Annotated in this window: 6 protein-coding genes, 4 tRNA genes and 6 rRNA genes; 14 read left to right on the top strand and 2 right to left on the bottom strand. The window is 49.7% G+C overall.

Annotation, left to right across the window (positions count from 1 at the left end; genetic code table 11):
• The first annotated feature begins 78 nt into the window (after positions 1 to 78).
• From DYA43_RS13130 to DYA43_RS13065, 14 genes are all read left to right on the top strand, one after another.
• The gene (locus DYA43_RS13130) at positions 79 to 1068 is read left to right on the top strand and encodes a hypothetical protein (RefSeq protein ID WP_061056962.1); all 990 of its coding nucleotides are present in this window, start codon (positions 79 to 81) and stop codon (positions 1066 to 1068) included.
• Positions 1069 to 1169: 101 nt separating this feature from the next.
• Complete coding sequence (gene ubiD, locus DYA43_RS13125) at positions 1170 to 3023, top strand: 4-hydroxy-3-polyprenylbenzoate decarboxylase (protein ID WP_061056961.1); 1854 nt, start codon at positions 1170 to 1172, stop codon at positions 3021 to 3023.
• Positions 3020 to 3289, top strand: coding sequence for a 2Fe-2S iron-sulfur cluster-binding protein (locus DYA43_RS13120; RefSeq protein ID WP_020332361.1), 270 nt, complete (start codon positions 3020 to 3022; stop codon positions 3287 to 3289). The genes ubiD and DYA43_RS13120 overlap by 4 nt, the downstream gene beginning before the upstream one ends.
• Positions 3290 to 3304: 15 nt before the next feature.
• Complete coding sequence (fre, locus tag DYA43_RS13115) at positions 3305 to 4018, top strand: NAD(P)H-flavin reductase (RefSeq protein ID WP_020431188.1); 714 nt, start codon at positions 3305 to 3307, stop codon at positions 4016 to 4018.
• A 454-nt stretch (positions 4019 to 4472) separates the two neighbouring features.
• A 16S ribosomal RNA gene (locus DYA43_RS13110) occupies positions 4473 to 6025 on the top strand.
• A gap of 100 nt (positions 6026 to 6125) precedes the next feature.
• A tRNA-Glu gene (locus DYA43_RS13105) sits at positions 6126 to 6201 on the top strand.
• A gap of 301 nt (positions 6202 to 6502) precedes the next feature.
• Positions 6503 to 9390, top strand: a 23S ribosomal RNA gene (locus DYA43_RS13100).
• Positions 9391 to 9484: 94 nt separating this feature from the next.
• Positions 9485 to 9600, top strand: a 5S ribosomal RNA gene (gene rrf, locus DYA43_RS13095).
• Between the two features lie 294 nt (positions 9601 to 9894).
• Positions 9895 to 11447, top strand: a 16S ribosomal RNA gene (locus DYA43_RS13090).
• Between the two features lie 65 nt (positions 11448 to 11512).
• Positions 11513 to 11589 (top strand) — tRNA-Ile (locus tag DYA43_RS13085).
• A 42-nt stretch (positions 11590 to 11631) separates the two neighbouring features.
• Positions 11632 to 11707: transfer RNA gene (locus DYA43_RS13080), tRNA-Ala, on the top strand.
• A gap of 292 nt (positions 11708 to 11999) precedes the next feature.
• Positions 12000 to 14887 (top strand): 23S ribosomal RNA (locus DYA43_RS13075).
• A 94-nt stretch (positions 14888 to 14981) separates the two neighbouring features.
• Positions 14982 to 15097, top strand: a 5S ribosomal RNA gene (gene rrf, locus DYA43_RS13070).
• The 16S, 23S and 5S rRNA genes sit together here with 4 tRNA genes alongside, the layout of an rRNA operon.
• A gap of 32 nt (positions 15098 to 15129) precedes the next feature.
• Positions 15130 to 15206: transfer RNA gene (locus DYA43_RS13065), tRNA-Asp, on the top strand.
• Positions 15207 to 15689: 483 nt separating this feature from the next.
• Here the strand turns inward: DYA43_RS13065 and pssA are convergent.
• Both pssA and DYA43_RS13055 read right to left on the bottom strand, forming a co-directional pair.
• Positions 15690 to 17030 (bottom strand): CDP-diacylglycerol--serine O-phosphatidyltransferase, encoded by a 1341-nt coding sequence (pssA, locus tag DYA43_RS13060; protein WP_024374528.1) that lies wholly within the window; start codon positions 17028 to 17030, stop codon positions 15690 to 15692.
• Positions 17031 to 17128: 98 nt separating this feature from the next.
• Positions 17129 to 17554 carry a GNAT family N-acetyltransferase gene (locus DYA43_RS13055; protein ID WP_061056960.1) on the bottom strand — a complete coding sequence of 142 codons (426 nt, stop codon included), beginning with the start codon at positions 17552 to 17554 and terminating at the stop codon, positions 17129 to 17131.
• Positions 17555 to 17605 lie beyond the last annotated feature (51 nt).

Below are 17605 nucleotides of genomic sequence, written 5' to 3'. Positions count from 1 at the left end.
ACCCTCTGGGTGGTGTTTTTGTTTGCATTCTCGCCATGAACCGCCCACAATGGCTAAGAATGTTAACAGGAGGTTAATATGCAACAAGGAATGTTGTTTACACTTCTCCTATCTCTTTCACTCTGGATGACACCCGCTTCGGCGGTGGAAATGGCTCCACAGGAACGCCAGCAACTGTTACAGGACCATCAACTGCAGCAAAAAGTGGCAGAACTGATGGAACTGGCGGTGAAAGATGATATCGATGCACTCCGTTTTGCGTTGCAGCGCTTAGCACTGCCGCAGCAGGAAGCGGTGCGCTACCTGCTATTACAACATTTGGATCAAAGCCGTTTGGTGTTGTCTCCGAGAATGGTCAATTTTGTTGATGCGCAGCGTCAAATCGCGCCCGTTTATCAAGTGATGGAAAAAGGGGAAGGCTACGAGTTTTCTGTTCCTGCCTTTGATTATCTCGGTATCGCCAATCGACTGATTAAACAATGGAATCAGGATCAGAGTGTGCTGGACTTTGTTCTCAAAGCGGAACGTTATGAGCTTAATCTGCGTCAATGGCTGTCAGGCAATGAGCATCAGGTTCAGGCTCGTGAAGCGCTGTTAATTCGTGAGTTTGACAGTTTGTCGGCGGAGGCGGTGAAGGCGTTGACGGACCAACTCACTCAGGCTTCTGTGACCAGTTGGCTACCTTCTTCTTCCGTCATGGTGCGCATGGCCCAGGTCAGTGAAGATCCGCAGGTATATAAGTTACTGTGGTTGATGCGCGCTGACTTTCATGTCGAGCAGGAGCTAGACCGGCTCGCCAAGCAAGGAGATGAATTCGCGCTGCAACAGATGATGGTGGCCGTGGATAATCCACGTCTGAAAAATCAGGCCCTCAAAGAGCTGGCCCGTTCTAAACCGATGTCGGAAGAAGTGAAAACATTTCTGGTCGAGCGATTGGGCAATTCTGAGGAAGCGCCGATTGTCGCGCAGGCACTGGCCGATCAGGGATACCAATCATGGCTGAAGGAGATTCTGGCCAGTAATCGTCAGGTGAAGAGTCACGCCATTTTGCAGGTACTGGCGCAATAACGTATTGGTACGCCACAAAAACAGCAAAAACAGCAAAAGAGGGACCGAGAGTCCTTCTTTTTGTTATACTGCGCGCAGATTAACCAATCATCAGAAGACCTATGAGTTTTAAGGATTTACGTGAATTTCTCGATCATCTGGACAAACATGGCCAGTTGAAACGCATTACGCACCCAATTGACCCTCACTATGAAATGACGGAGATCAGCGATCGCACCTTACGTGCTGGTGGCCCGGCTCTGTTATTTGAAAACCCGATTGGTTCTGACATTCCCGTGCTCACCAATCTGTTTGGTACGCCAGAGCGTGTCGCCATGGGGATGGGGCGAGATCAGGTTCAGGAATTGCGTGAGGTCGGCAAATTATTGGCTTACCTGAAAGAGCCCGAGCCACCGCGCGGTTTTAAAGATGCAATCGACAAACTGCCTGTATTCAAACAGGTTCTCAATATGCCGGCCAAAAGATTACGCCGCGCCCCGTGCCAAGATATTGTTTGGCAGGGCGAGGATGTTGATCTCGATAAAGTACCTGTGATGAGCTGCTGGCCGGATGACGTTGCGCCACTGTTAACCTGGGGATTGACCATCACGCGTGGTCCCAATAAGAAGCGCCAGAACTTAGGCATCTACCGTCAGCAAAAAATCAGCAAAAATAAAATTATCATGCGCTGGCTTGCTCATCGTGGTGGCGCATTAGATTTTCGTGACTGGATGGAAACCCATCCGGGCGAACCTTTCCCGGTCTCTGTTGCATTTGGTGCTGACCCGGCCACCATTCTGGGGGCGGTCACTCCGGTACCGGACACCTTGTCGGAATACGCATTTGCCGGTTTACTGCGTGGCAGCAAAACCGAAGTAGTGAAGTCCATCAGTAATGATCTGGAAGTGCCTGCCAGCGCGGAAATCGTCTTGGAAGGATATATCGACCCTAACGAGTACGCTGATGAAGGCCCGTATGGCGATCACACTGGCTACTATAATGAAGTCGAACGCCACCATGTGTTCACGGTGACGCATGTTACTATGCGCAATCAACCGATCTATCACAGTACCTATACCGGACGTCCACCTGATGAACCTGCGGTACTGGGTGTGGCACTCAACGAAGTGTTTGTGCCGATTCTGCAAAAGCAGTTTCCCGAAATTACTGATTTCTATCTGCCACCGGAGGGATGCTCTTACCGCATGGCGGTGGTGACGATGAAAAAACAGTATCCGGGGCATGCGAAGCGCGTCATGATGGGTGTTTGGTCTTTCCTGCGTCAGTTTATGTACACCAAATATGTCATTGTCTGTGATGAATCGGTGAATGCCCGAGACTGGGGCTGTGTGATTGCAGCCATGACTGAGCATATGGATCCGGTACGCGATACCTTGATGATAGAGCACACGCCGATTGATTCGCTGGACTTTGCTTCACCCGTGGTAGGGCTAGGTTCGAAGATGGGCATGGATGCGACCACCAAGTGGGCGACTGAGCTGGCGATGTCTGAACCAGAGGACAGCACTGATCAGGTAGTCGTTGCAGAAGCCGATATCGAGGCATTCAAATCGCAGAACCCCTTGGTATGCGATCTGTACTTACCGCCTTCAGCGAATAATTGCTTCGCGCTGGTCAAAATGGAGAAGAAGCAAGCGGGCCAGTCTCAGCCAGTGATGGAGGCAGTATTGGCATTTTTAGCGCCATACGCTGATGTGAAGTTTGTGGTGCTGTGTGACGACGATGTCAATATCCGCGACTGGCATGACATTATCTGGGCCATTACTACCCGAATGGATCCTGCCCGTGATACTGTGCGTATGCATGCACAAGGCGGCCGAGTATCTAAGCTCGTCATGGATGCCACCAATAAGTTTGAAGGTGAGGTCCAACGCGAGTGGGGCACGCCGATTAAGAAAGATCCTAAACTGGTCGCGAAAATCGATGCGATTTGGGATGAGTTAAGTATTCTATGACCCACACTGTCCGTTTGCTTCCGAGCAATATTCAGTTTGAGGTAGAAGAAGGGCAAACGGTGTTGGACGCTGCGCTCAACCAGCATATTTCATTTCCACACCGTTGCCAGGTCGGTGCTTGTGCCGCCTGCCTATGCCGCAAAGTCGAAGGTGAGGTCAGTTACCATCTTGAACCTATGCTTACAGAGAAAGAGCAAGCTCAAGGATGGATATTTCCCTGCCAAGCCTTCGCAGAAAGTCATTTAGTACTTACTTTTGAAGAGTAAGTAAGAAGGAAGCTCATGACCATTAAATGTAAAGTAAAGTCTATTCAGCCATTAGCCAGCAATACGTTTCAGATTCTGCTGCATCCGGAACAACCGGTCGCATTCCACGCAGGTCAGTATCTGATGGTCGTAATGGGCGAGAAAGACAAACGTCCGTTTTCCATTGCCAGCAGCCCATGTCGTCATGAAGGTGAGCTGGAGCTGCATATCGGCGCCGCCGAACATAACGCTTATGCGTTGGAAGTCGTGCAAGCCATGCGCCATGCGCTGGAACAGGGATCCGACATTATTATCGATGCGCCGCATGGCGATGCGTGGGTAAAAGAAGACAGTGACCGTCCGTTGCTGCTGATTGCCGGCGGTACAGGCTTTAGTTACGTGCGTTCTATTCTGGATCATTGTGTCGCTCAACAGATGCCTAACGCTCTTTATCTCTACTGGGGTGGGCGCGATGAGAGTCAACTGTATGCAAAAGCCGAGTTAGAAGCGATTGCTGCTCAGAATGAGAATGTTCACTTTATTCCTGTTGTCGAAAACCCAGCACCTCAGTGGACGGGTAAAGTGGGTAACGTACTTCAGGCGATAGAGCAGGATTTCGATTCACTGGCAGAGTTTGACATTTATATTGCTGGCCGTTTTGAAATGGCAGGTGCCGCACGTGAACAGTTTACGCAAAACAAACAAGCACGTAGCGAACGAATGTTCGCGGACGCGTATGCCTTTATCTAGTATCTAAATGGCGTTAAATAAGAAAAAGAGGGCAAAAATGCCCTCTTTTTCGTCTTTTTGCTGGTTTATTCATCGAACGGTCTTTTTTTTAAAGTTTTTTTAAAAAAGCACTTGCGCTGTTTTAATTCCTCCCTATAATGCCGCCTCACTGACACGGCAGACGCCACAAGGCTTCAGCGGTTGTCATCGAGGTGAAAGCTTCTGAAAAAGAAAATTGAAAAAAGTGTTTGACACTCTCAGTTATCTCGCTAGAATGCACCTCCGCTTCGAGAAGAAAGCTTCGAAAAGCAATGCTCTTTAACAATATAAACCTATCAATCTGTGTGGGCACTCGTTGATGATAATCGCAAAAGATTTATCAATGAACTGAGTGACCAATTTGATACTTCGGTATCGAGCACAGTCAATTCAACATTACATAGTAATGTTATCAGTATTCATTGAGCCAAAACTTTAATTGAAGAGTTTGATCATGGCTCAGATTGAACGCTGGCGGCAGGCCTAACACATGCAAGTCGAGCGGCAGCGACAACATTGAACCTTCGGGGGATTTGTTGGGCGGCGAGCGGCGGACGGGTGAGTAATGCCTGGGAAATTGCCCTGATGTGGGGGATAACCATTGGAAACGATGGCTAATACCGCATGATAGCTTCGGCTCAAAGAGGGGGACCTTCGGGCCTCTCGCGTCAGGATATGCCCAGGTGGGATTAGCTAGTTGGTGAGGTAAGGGCTCACCAAGGCGACGATCCCTAGCTGGTCTGAGAGGATGATCAGCCACACTGGAACTGAGACACGGTCCAGACTCCTACGGGAGGCAGCAGTGGGGAATATTGCACAATGGGCGCAAGCCTGATGCAGCCATGCCGCGTGTATGAAGAAGGCCTTCGGGTTGTAAAGTACTTTCAGCAGTGAGGAAGGAGGTATCGTTAATAGCGGTATCTTTTGACGTTAGCTGCAGAAGAAGCACCGGCTAACTCCGTGCCAGCAGCCGCGGTAATACGGAGGGTGCGAGCGTTAATCGGAATTACTGGGCGTAAAGCGCATGCAGGTGGTTTGTTAAGTCAGATGTGAAAGCCCGGGGCTCAACCTCGGAATTGCATTTGAAACTGGCAGGCTAGAGTACTGTAGAGGGGGGTAGAATTTCAGGTGTAGCGGTGAAATGCGTAGAGATCTGAAGGAATACCGGTGGCGAAGGCGGCCCCCTGGACAGATACTGACACTCAGATGCGAAAGCGTGGGGAGCAAACAGGATTAGATACCCTGGTAGTCCACGCCGTAAACGATGTCTACTTGGAGGTTGTGGCCTTGAGCCGTGGCTTTCGGAGCTAACGCGTTAAGTAGACCGCCTGGGGAGTACGGTCGCAAGATTAAAACTCAAATGAATTGACGGGGGCCCGCACAAGCGGTGGAGCATGTGGTTTAATTCGATGCAACGCGAAGAACCTTACCTACTCTTGACATCCAGAGAACTTAGCAGAGATGCTTTGGTGCCTTCGGGAACTCTGAGACAGGTGCTGCATGGCTGTCGTCAGCTCGTGTTGTGAAATGTTGGGTTAAGTCCCGCAACGAGCGCAACCCTTATCCTTGTTTGCCAGCGAGTAATGTCGGGAACTCCAGGGAGACTGCCGGTGATAAACCGGAGGAAGGTGGGGACGACGTCAAGTCATCATGGCCCTTACGAGTAGGGCTACACACGTGCTACAATGGCGCATACAGAGGGCGGCCAACTTGCGAAAGTGAGCGAATCCCAAAAAGTGCGTCGTAGTCCGGATTGGAGTCTGCAACTCGACTCCATGAAGTCGGAATCGCTAGTAATCGTGAATCAGAATGTCACGGTGAATACGTTCCCGGGCCTTGTACACACCGCCCGTCACACCATGGGAGTGGGCTGCAAAAGAAGCAGGTAGTTTAACCTTCGGGAGGACGCTTGCCACTTTGTGGTTCATGACTGGGGTGAAGTCGTAACAAGGTAGCGCTAGGGGAACCTGGCGCTGGATCACCTCCTTATACGAATGATTATTGCGATGAGTGTTCACACAGATTGATAGTGTTTAATAAAGTGAAGAGATTCGTACCTCTGCCCTTTAGTGCGGAGATACACTGCTGTGTCCCGTTCGTCTAGAGGCCTAGGACACCGCCCTTTCACGGCGGTAACAGGGGTTCGACTCCCCTACGGGATACCATCTTTAAAGGTTTTACCTTTAGAATCTTTAAAAATGGTTTCTTTCTGATACAGAAAGTGAATCTTGCTCTTTAACAATTTGGAAAGCTGACAAAACAACAATTTATTGTTGTTTGTAAAGTTCTCAATGTATTCCTGAATGGAATACACCAACAAACACATTCAAGTGTGCTTGGTATCGAAGCTTACTGATTCAGTAAGTCTTCAAATTGAGTCCGGCAAAATCAGTCACACACTCATGAAAAATAAATGTGTGACACCTAGGTTGTTTAACAACAACCCGAAACTCCTTCGGGTTGTATGGTTAAGTGACTAAGCGTACACGGTGGATGCCTTGGCAGTCAGAGGCGATGAAGGACGTAGTAACTTGCGATAAGCTCAGATTAGGCAGTAACAGCCACTTGAGTCTGAGATTTCCGAATGGGGAAACCCAACTGCATAAGCAGTTATCATTAACTGAATACATAGGTTAATGAAGCGAACCGGGGGAACTGAAACATCTAAGTACCCCGAGGAGAAGAAATCAACCGAGATTCCGATAGTAGCGGCGAGCGAAATTGGATTAGCCCTTAAGCTTTACATGCGTCAGGTGAAGGTTCTGGAAAGGACCGCGAAACAGGGTGATAGCCCCGTAGCCGACAGCGCATGTTCAGTGAAATCGAGTAGGGCGGGACACGTGTTATCCTGTCTGAATATGGGGGGACCATCCTCCAAGGCTAAATACTCCTGACTGACCGATAGTGAACCAGTACCGTGAGGGAAAGGCGAAAAGAACCCCTGTGAGGGGAGTGAAATAGAACCTGAAACCGTGTACGTACAAGCAGTAGGAGCCTCTTCGTGGGGTGACTGCGTACCTTTTGTATAATGGGTCAGCGACTTATATTCAGTGGCAAGGTTAACCATTTAGGGGAGCCGTAGGGAAACCGAGTCTTAACTGGGCGTTCAGTCTCTGGATATAGACCCGAAACCGGGTGATCTAGCCATGGGCAGGTTGAAGGTTGAGTAACATCAACTGGAGGACCGAACCGACTAATGTTGAAAAATTAGCGGATGACTTGTGGCTAGGGGTGAAAGGCCAATCAAACTCGGAGATAGCTGGTTCTCCCCGAAAGCTATTTAGGTAGCGCCTCGGACGAATACTACTGGGGGTAGAGCACTGTTAAGGCTAGGGGGTCATCCCGACTTACCAACCCTTTGCAAACTCCGAATACCAGTAAGTACTATCCGGGAGACACACGGCGGGTGCTAACGTCCGTCGTGGAGAGGGAAACAACCCAGACCGCCAGCTAAGGTCCCAAATTACAGCTAAGTGGGAAACGATGTGGGAAGGCTCAGACAGCTAGGATGTTGGCTTAGAAGCAGCCATCATTTAAAGAAAGCGTAATAGCTCACTAGTCGAGTCGGCCTGCGCGGAAGATGTAACGGGGCTAAGCTGTAAACCGAAGCTGCGGCAATGCGATTTATCGTATTGGGTAGGGGAGCGTTCTGTAAGCCGTTGAAGGTGTGTTGTAAAGCATGCTGGAGGTATCAGAAGTGCGAATGCTGACATGAGTAACGACAAGGGGGGTGAAAAACCTCCCCGCCGGAAGACCAAGGGTTCCTGTCCAACGTTAATCGGGGCAGGGTAAGTCGACCCCTAAGGCGAGGCCGAAAGGCGTAGTCGATGGGAAACGGGTTAATATTCCCGTACTTCTTACAATTGCGATGGGGGGACGGAGAAGGCTAGGTGGGCCTGGCGACGGTTGTCCAGGTTCAAGTGCGTAGGCTTGAGGGTTAGGTAAATCCGGCTCTCTCTAAGGCTGAGACACGACGTCGAGCTACTACGGTAGTGAAGTCATTGATGCCATGCTTCCAGGAAAAGCCTCTAAGCTTCAGATTGTAAGGAATCGTACCCCAAACCGACACAGGTGGTCGGGTAGAGAATACCAAGGCGCTTGAGAGAACTCGGGTGAAGGAACTAGGCAAAATGGTACCGTAACTTCGGGAGAAGGTACGCTCTTGATGGTGAAGTCCCTCGCGGATGGAGCTGATGAGAGTCGCAGATACCAGGTGGCTGCAACTGTTTATTAAAAACACAGCACTGTGCAAAATCGTAAGATGACGTATACGGTGTGACGCCTGCCCGGTGCCGGAAGGTTAATTGATGGGGTTAGCGTAAGCGAAGCTCTTGATCGAAGCCCCGGTAAACGGCGGCCGTAACTATAACGGTCCTAAGGTAGCGAAATTCCTTGTCGGGTAAGTTCCGACCTGCACGAATGGCGTAATGATGGCCACGCTGTCTCCACCCGAGACTCAGTGAAATTGAAATCGCTGTGAAGATGCAGTGTACCCGCGGCTAGACGGAAAGACCCCGTGAACCTTTACTACAGCTTGGCACTGAACATTGAACCTACATGTGTAGGATAGGTGGGAGGCTTTGAAGACGTGACGCTAGTTGCGTTGGAGCCGTCCTTGAAATACCACCCTTGTATGTTTGATGTTCTAACTTAGCCCCGTTATCCGGGGTGAGGACAGTGCCTGGTGGGTAGTTTGACTGGGGCGGTCTCCTCCCAAAGAGTAACGGAGGAGCACGAAGGTGGGCTAATCACGGTTGGACATCGTGAGGTTAGTGCAATGGCATAAGCCCGCTTAACTGCGAGAATGACGGTTCGAGCAGGTGCGAAAGCAGGTCATAGTGATCCGGTGGTTCTGTATGGAAGGGCCATCGCTCAACGGATAAAAGGTACTCCGGGGATAACAGGCTGATACCGCCCAAGAGTTCATATCGACGGCGGTGTTTGGCACCTCGATGTCGGCTCATCACATCCTGGGGCTGAAGTCGGTCCCAAGGGTATGGCTGTTCGCCATTTAAAGTGGTACGCGAGCTGGGTTTAGAACGTCGTGAGACAGTTCGGTCCCTATCTGCCGTGGGCGTTGGAAGATTGAAGGGGGCTGCTCCTAGTACGAGAGGACCGGAGTGGACGAACCTCTGGTGTTCGGGTTGTGTCGCCAGACGCATTGCCCGGTAGCTAAGTTCGGAATCGATAACCGCTGAAAGCATCTAAGCGGGAAGCGAGCCCTGAGATGAGTCTTCCCTGATACTTTAAGTATCCTAAAGGGTTGTTCGAGACTAGAACGTTGATAGGCAGGGTGTGTAAGCGTTGTGAGGCGTTGAGCTAACCTGTACTAATTGCCCGTGAGGCTTAACCATACAACACCCAAGGGGTTTTGTAGTGGACTCAAAGCTAAGCGCATAAGAATGTGTTGAGAGAACGAAAAACAGCTTTCCGAATTTTAAGAATTTGCTTGGCGACCATAGCGTTTTGGACCCACCTGATCCCATTCCGAACTCAGAAGTGAAACGAAACAGCGTCGATGGTAGTGTGGGGTCTCCCCATGTGAGAGTAGAACATCGCCAGGCTTTAATTTGCACTTGCTTAAACTTTAAGCAAGTCACCATAGGGCTCTAAAAAACTTAGAGTTTTATGTTGACTTTCACGGTGTGAAGCGTAATATACGCGTCCTGCCTACGTGCTAACGCACTGAAAGCAAAGCTCTTTAACAATATAAACCTATCAATCTGTGTGGGCACTCGTTGATGATAATCGCAAAAGATTTATCAATGAACTGAGTGACCAATTTGATACTTCGGTATCGAGCACAGTCAATTCAACATTACATAGTAATGTTATCAGTATTCATTGAGCCAAAACTTTAATTGAAGAGTTTGATCATGGCTCAGATTGAACGCTGGCGGCAGGCCTAACACATGCAAGTCGAGCGGCAGCGACAACATTGAACCTTCGGGGGATTTGTTGGGCGGCGAGCGGCGGACGGGTGAGTAATGCCTGGGAAATTGCCCTGATGTGGGGGATAACCATTGGAAACGATGGCTAATACCGCATGATAGCTTCGGCTCAAAGAGGGGGACCTTCGGGCCTCTCGCGTCAGGATATGCCCAGGTGGGATTAGCTAGTTGGTGAGGTAAGGGCTCACCAAGGCGACGATCCCTAGCTGGTCTGAGAGGATGATCAGCCACACTGGAACTGAGACACGGTCCAGACTCCTACGGGAGGCAGCAGTGGGGAATATTGCACAATGGGCGCAAGCCTGATGCAGCCATGCCGCGTGTATGAAGAAGGCCTTCGGGTTGTAAAGTACTTTCAGCAGTGAGGAAGGAGGTATCGTTAATAGCGGTATCTTTTGACGTTAGCTGCAGAAGAAGCACCGGCTAACTCCGTGCCAGCAGCCGCGGTAATACGGAGGGTGCGAGCGTTAATCGGAATTACTGGGCGTAAAGCGCATGCAGGTGGTTTGTTAAGTCAGATGTGAAAGCCCGGGGCTCAACCTCGGAATTGCATTTGAAACTGGCAGGCTAGAGTACTGTAGAGGGGGGTAGAATTTCAGGTGTAGCGGTGAAATGCGTAGAGATCTGAAGGAATACCGGTGGCGAAGGCGGCCCCCTGGACAGATACTGACACTCAGATGCGAAAGCGTGGGGAGCAAACAGGATTAGATACCCTGGTAGTCCACGCCGTAAACGATGTCTACTTGGAGGTTGTGGCCTTGAGCCGTGGCTTTCGGAGCTAACGCGTTAAGTAGACCGCCTGGGGAGTACGGTCGCAAGATTAAAACTCAAATGAATTGACGGGGGCCCGCACAAGCGGTGGAGCATGTGGTTTAATTCGATGCAACGCGAAGAACCTTACCTACTCTTGACATCCAGAGAACTTAGCAGAGATGCTTTGGTGCCTTCGGGAACTCTGAGACAGGTGCTGCATGGCTGTCGTCAGCTCGTGTTGTGAAATGTTGGGTTAAGTCCCGCAACGAGCGCAACCCTTATCCTTGTTTGCCAGCGAGTAATGTCGGGAACTCCAGGGAGACTGCCGGTGATAAACCGGAGGAAGGTGGGGACGACGTCAAGTCATCATGGCCCTTACGAGTAGGGCTACACACGTGCTACAATGGCGCATACAGAGGGCGGCCAACTTGCGAAAGTGAGCGAATCCCAAAAAGTGCGTCGTAGTCCGGATTGGAGTCTGCAACTCGACTCCATGAAGTCGGAATCGCTAGTAATCGTGAATCAGAATGTCACGGTGAATACGTTCCCGGGCCTTGTACACACCGCCCGTCACACCATGGGAGTGGGCTGCAAAAGAAGCAGGTAGTTTAACCTTCGGGAGGACGCTTGCCACTTTGTGGTTCATGACTGGGGTGAAGTCGTAACAAGGTAGCGCTAGGGGAACCTGGCGCTGGATCACCTCCTTATACGAATGATTATTGCGATGAGTGTTCACACAGATTGATGGTTTATACGTTTTAGAGACGATACTGGGTCTGTAGCTCAGGTGGTTAGAGCGTTCGCCTGATAAGCGAGAGGTCGGTGGTTCGAGTCCACTCAGACCCACCAATCTTCCTCCCAGAGGATTGGCACACAGTATCAACACCTGATGGGGCTATAGCTCAGCTGGGAGAGCGCCTGCCTTGCACGCAGGAGGTCAGCAGTTCGATCCTGCTTAGCTCCACCATCTTTAAGCACATTTGCTTAAGTGTTCTTAAACATGGTTTTCAGTAGAAAATCTGCTCTTTAACAATTTGGAAAGCTGACAAAACAATCTTTTAAAAGATTGTTTGTAAAGTTCTCAATGTATTCCTTAACGGAATACACCAACAAACACATTCAAGTGTGCTTGGTATCGAAGCTTACTGTTTCAGTAAGTCTTCAAATTGAGTCCGGCAAAATCAGTCACACACTCATGAAAAATAAATGTGTGACACCTAGGTTGTTTAACAACAACCCGAAACTCCTTCGGGTTGTATGGTTAAGTGACTAAGCGTACACGGTGGATGCCTTGGCAGTCAGAGGCGATGAAGGACGTAGTAACTTGCGATAAGCTCAGATTAGGCAGTAACAGCCACTTGAGTCTGAGATTTCCGAATGGGGAAACCCAACTGCATAAGCAGTTATCATTAACTGAATACATAGGTTAATGAAGCGAACCGGGGGAACTGAAACATCTAAGTACCCCGAGGAGAAGAAATCAACCGAGATTCCGATAGTAGCGGCGAGCGAAATTGGATTAGCCCTTAAGCTTTACATGCGTCAGGTGAAGGTTCTGGAAAGGACCGCGAAACAGGGTGATAGCCCCGTAGCCGACAGCGCATGTTCAGTGAAATCGAGTAGGGCGGGACACGTGTTATCCTGTCTGAATATGGGGGGACCATCCTCCAAGGCTAAATACTCCTGACTGACCGATAGTGAACCAGTACCGTGAGGGAAAGGCGAAAAGAACCCCTGTGAGGGGAGTGAAATAGAACCTGAAACCGTGTACGTACAAGCAGTAGGAGCCTCTTCGTGGGGTGACTGCGTACCTTTTGTATAATGGGTCAGCGACTTATATTCAGTGGCAAGGTTAACCATTTAGGGGAGCCGTAGGGAAACCGAGTCTTAACTGGGCGTTCAGTCTCTGGATATAGACCCGAAACCGGGTGATCTAGCCATGGGCAGGTTGAAGGTTGAGTAACATCAACTGGAGGACCGAACCGACTAATGTTGAAAAATTAGCGGATGACTTGTGGCTAGGGGTGAAAGGCCAATCAAACTCGGAGATAGCTGGTTCTCCCCGAAAGCTATTTAGGTAGCGCCTCGGACGAATACTACTGGGGGTAGAGCACTGTTAAGGCTAGGGGGTCATCCCGACTTACCAACCCTTTGCAAACTCCGAATACCAGTAAGTACTATCCGGGAGACACACGGCGGGTGCTAACGTCCGTCGTGGAGAGGGAAACAACCCAGACCGCCAGCTAAGGTCCCAAATTACAGCTAAGTGGGAAACGATGTGGGAAGGCTCAGACAGCTAGGATGTTGGCTTAGAAGCAGCCATCATTTAAAGAAAGCGTAATAGCTCACTAGTCGAGTCGGCCTGCGCGGAAGATGTAACGGGGCTAAGCTGTAAACCGAAGCTGCGGCAATGCGATTTATCGTATTGGGTAGGGGAGCGTTCTGTAAGCCGTTGAAGGTGTGTTGTAAAGCATGCTGGAGGTATCAGAAGTGCGAATGCTGACATGAGTAACGACAAGGGGGGTGAAAAACCTCCCCGCCGGAAGACCAAGGGTTCCTGTCCAACGTTAATCGGGGCAGGGTAAGTCGACCCCTAAGGCGAGGCCGAAAGGCGTAGTCGATGGGAAACGGGTTAATATTCCCGTACTTCTTACAATTGCGATGGGGGGACGGAGAAGGCTAGGTGGGCCTGGCGACGGTTGTCCAGGTTCAAGTGCGTAGGCTTGAGGGTTAGGTAAATCCGGCTCTCTCTAAGGCTGAGACACGACGTCGAGCTACTACGGTAGTGAAGTCATTGATGCCATGCTTCCAGGAAAAGCCTCTAAGCTTCAGATTGTAAGGAATCGTACCCCAAACCGACACAGGTGGTCGGGTAGAGAATACCAAGGCGCTTGAGAGAACTCGGGTGAAGGAACTAGGCAAAATGGTACCGTAACTTCGGGAGAAGGTACGCTCTTGATGGTGAAGTCCCTCGCGGATGGAGCTGATGAGAGTCGCAGATACCAGGTGGCTGCAACTGTTTATTAAAAACACAGCACTGTGCAAAATCGTAAGATGACGTATACGGTGTGACGCCTGCCCGGTGCCGGAAGGTTAATTGATGGGGTTAGCGTAAGCGAAGCTCTTGATCGAAGCCCCGGTAAACGGCGGCCGTAACTATAACGGTCCTAAGGTAGCGAAATTCCTTGTCGGGTAAGTTCCGACCTGCACGAATGGCGTAATGATGGCCACGCTGTCTCCACCCGAGACTCAGTGAAATTGAAATCGCTGTGAAGATGCAGTGTACCCGCGGCTAGACGGAAAGACCCCGTGAACCTTTACTACAGCTTGGCACTGAACATTGAACCTACATGTGTAGGATAGGTGGGAGGCTTTGAAGACGTGACGCTAGTTGCGTTGGAGCCGTCCTTGAAATACCACCCTTGTATGTTTGATGTTCTAACTTAGCCCCGTTATCCGGGGTGAGGACAGTGCCTGGTGGGTAGTTTGACTGGGGCGGTCTCCTCCCAAAGAGTAACGGAGGAGCACGAAGGTGGGCTAATCACGGTTGGACATCGTGAGGTTAGTGCAATGGCATAAGCCCGCTTAACTGCGAGAATGACGGTTCGAGCAGGTGCGAAAGCAGGTCATAGTGATCCGGTGGTTCTGTATGGAAGGGCCATCGCTCAACGGATAAAAGGTACTCCGGGGATAACAGGCTGATACCGCCCAAGAGTTCATATCGACGGCGGTGTTTGGCACCTCGATGTCGGCTCATCACATCCTGGGGCTGAAGTCGGTCCCAAGGGTATGGCTGTTCGCCATTTAAAGTGGTACGCGAGCTGGGTTTAGAACGTCGTGAGACAGTTCGGTCCCTATCTGCCGTGGGCGTTGGAAGATTGAAGGGGGCTGCTCCTAGTACGAGAGGACCGGAGTGGACGAACCTCTGGTGTTCGGGTTGTGTCGCCAGACGCATTGCCCGGTAGCTAAGTTCGGAATCGATAACCGCTGAAAGCATCTAAGCGGGAAGCGAGCCCTGAGATGAGTCTTCCCTGATACTTTAAGTATCCTAAAGGGTTGTTCGAGACTAGAACGTTGATAGGCAGGGTGTGTAAGCGTTGTGAGGCGTTGAGCTAACCTGTACTAATTGCCCGTGAGGCTTAACCATACAACACCCAAGGGGTTTTGTAGTGGACTCAAAGCTAAGCGCATAAGAATGTGTTGAGAGAACGAAAAACAGCTTTCCGAATTTTAAGAATTTGCTTGGCGACCATAGCGTTTTGGACCCACCTGATCCCATTCCGAACTCAGAAGTGAAACGAAACAGCGTCGATGGTAGTGTGGGGTCTCCCCATGTGAGAGTAGAACATCGCCAGGCTTTAAATTTAGACTCTTGAGTCTAACCAGTGCGGAGCGGTAGTTCAGTTGGTTAGAATACCGGCCTGTCACGCCGGGGGTCGCGGGTTCGAGTCCCGTCCGCTCCGCCACTTATTTAAGACCTCAGCAGCAATGCTGGGGTTTTTTGTTATCTGGGAGTGGTAAACCTCTACACTCACCAGCCTCACTGAGCGCTTCGCTCTCCTCTTTCTCTCGCCCCAGCGCTTTGTCGCTCTTAAGTGTTATTCCTAACGGCTAACGGATTGTTACCTATCTCAGGCTCTTACCCCTTCGGCTTTGTTGTCATCGCGCCTCTGTTTGGTAAAGATAGACTTCGCTACCCTGACTCTGCAGTGGTAAGGTCTTATTCATTCCGACACTAATAAAGAGTTCTCCCTCCTCAATACCGACCTATTGGCTATAACTGGCTCACTGGTACTTTTCTTTGTTAATAAAGCCTGTCAGTGACGAGAGTTTACGTTGATTAGATTTACCTAGGCTGCAATGTAGTGATCTCTCTGTGAGGTGTTAGGGAGAGAGCAGAGATATAAAAAAACCGATGCTGGGCATCGGCTTATCAGAGTGTTTGATACTCAGAGAATCTGTTTGAGCACTCGATCGGCTTTGACCCGCGTAATTTTACGAATCAGGCGCTGAACGGTTTCTGGATAGTTCTCAAGCTTTTCAATTTGTTTGTATGTACAAACCAGTTGAGTGTGCTGGAGAATGTTTTGTACTTCCTGTTCAAAACGCTCAGTCAGGTGATGATAATCATCAGTGATCAGAATTGCGTTCTCTAAGTCTAGCTTCCAGGCGCGTGGATTAAGGTTGTTGCCAGTGATGAGCATATACCGTTTATCCACCCAGATTCCTTTCAAGTGGAAACTGTTATCCCCATCTTTCCACAGATGGATAGAGAGTTTGCGGCTGGCGATATTCGCTTCGTTGATTTTCGCAAATCGACGCAGGTTAAGTTCATACAAATACGGCAATCCACCAATGGTTTTAAACTCTTGCGTCGGTGGAATATAGAAGTCATTCGCCGTTTTATCACCCACCACAATATGGACTTTAACACCGCGTTTAATAGCTTTACGCACTTCCTTGGCGACGCCTTTCGGGAAATTGAAATACGGTGTGCAGATGAAGATTTCATCTTTAGCCTGAGCAATCAGCTGAACGATGTATTGATTCAGGCGGTTGCGGCGTTTGCCGATACCGACCAACGGCGTAATGCCCACTTGATCAGGTGATACCTGCTGCGATTCAAAATCGTACCCAGCTTGAGATAGCGTCGCGCGGAACTGGCGAATATCGGTTTTAATTTCTTTGGTGGTTGGCTTGCTGTGACATGCGAGATCGTTGACCGCCGGGTGAGCCAGCATCTGCTGCTGAATGAACGCGACCATACTGTCGGCCAACACTTGGTTTTCTATCGTATGATAACGGTCAAAGCGGTAACGTTCTTTGTAATGCAAATAGACGTTGTTAAGGCTGGCGCCGCTGTAGATCACTTGATCATCGATAATGAAGCCTTTTAGGTGTAGGACACCAAAGACTTCTTTGCCACGAACGGGAATACCATAAACCGGAATGCAATGGTCATACTGATCTTTGAAAGATTTGTACATCGCCGCATTGCCTTCGGAAGAAGCCGCGCCGATAAGGCCGCGTTGGGCACGGTGCCAGTCAACACAAATATTGATGTCCAGGCCGGGATTACGTTGCTTCGCTTCATACAGCTCAGTGAGAATTTCGCGACCAGCATCATCATTCTCTAAATAGAGCGCCACTATGTAGATACGCTTACTTGCCTGACGAATCGACTCAATCAGATGAGTGCGGAATTCTTTGGCAGAGAACAAAATACCAAACTTATTCGGATCTTGCGCAATAGTTGGTAGCTGTTCGAATGGGTTTCTACGAGCAATCATAGGGATGCTTTACCTTACGTACGTGCAAAATTGCGAGCAGAGCATATTACCAAAACTCGGCAAAGAAAGGCTAGGAAAGTGCACAATTCTTACCATCTCTATGGGATGAATTGCATCGGAATGAGATCTTTACCGCTTGATGAATAACGATTAAGTAATGTTTGTAGTTCGGTAGGAAGTGTATCAGCCATTACCGGGATGAAAGCCGCTTTGCGGTAAAACTCAGCAAGGTGGCTATAGGCAAAGCAGTAATCGTTATGTTGTAAGATGTGTTGACTACAGTAGTTCAACAAGGCGAGACCGATGCCACATCCTCGTTGGTTACTGTCTACCGCCATGCCGGTCAGCAGCCGATACTGAGCTATTTGGCGAAATCGCACTACGGCGCACAAACCTTGTTCGCCGTACGCACCAATCATTAATTCATCGCTTTTGGGTTTGGTACTCGTGTAGTGCTGCTTATAAAAACGCTTTATCAAAGGCAACTTTATCGGGTCTATGTGTTCAAACTGCAGAGTTGGCATTTGTATCTGTCTTCAAAGTACATCTGTTGTAGAATGACCCCAGTTTAGTTT

The sequence above is a fragment of the Vibrio fluvialis genome (genome assembly GCF_900460245.1).
GTDB lineage: Bacteria > Pseudomonadota > Gammaproteobacteria > Enterobacterales > Vibrionaceae > Vibrio > Vibrio fluvialis.
The sequence above is the reverse complement of the archived record's forward strand: the minus strand, read 5'-3'. Positions and strand labels throughout refer to the sequence as shown.

Excerpts from the sequence above, each read along its gene's own strand:
- DYA43_RS13130 (WP_061056962.1), top strand. The coding sequence starts at position 79 with ATGCAACAAGGAATGTTGTTTACACTTCTCCTATCTCTTTCACTCTGG.
- ubiD (WP_061056961.1), top strand. The coding sequence starts at position 1,170 with ATGAGTTTTAAGGATTTACGTGAATTTCTCGATCATCTGGACAAACAT.
- DYA43_RS13120 (WP_020332361.1), top strand. The coding sequence starts at position 3,020 with ATGACCCACACTGTCCGTTTGCTTCCGAGCAATATTCAGTTTGAGGTA.
- fre (WP_020431188.1), top strand. The coding sequence starts at position 3,305 with ATGACCATTAAATGTAAAGTAAAGTCTATTCAGCCATTAGCCAGCAAT.
- pssA (WP_024374528.1), bottom strand. The coding sequence starts at position 17,030 with ATGATTGCTCGTAGAAACCCATTCGAACAGCTACCAACTATTGCGCAA.
- DYA43_RS13055 (WP_061056960.1), bottom strand. The coding sequence starts at position 17,554 with ATGCCAACTCTGCAGTTTGAACACATAGACCCGATAAAGTTGCCTTTG.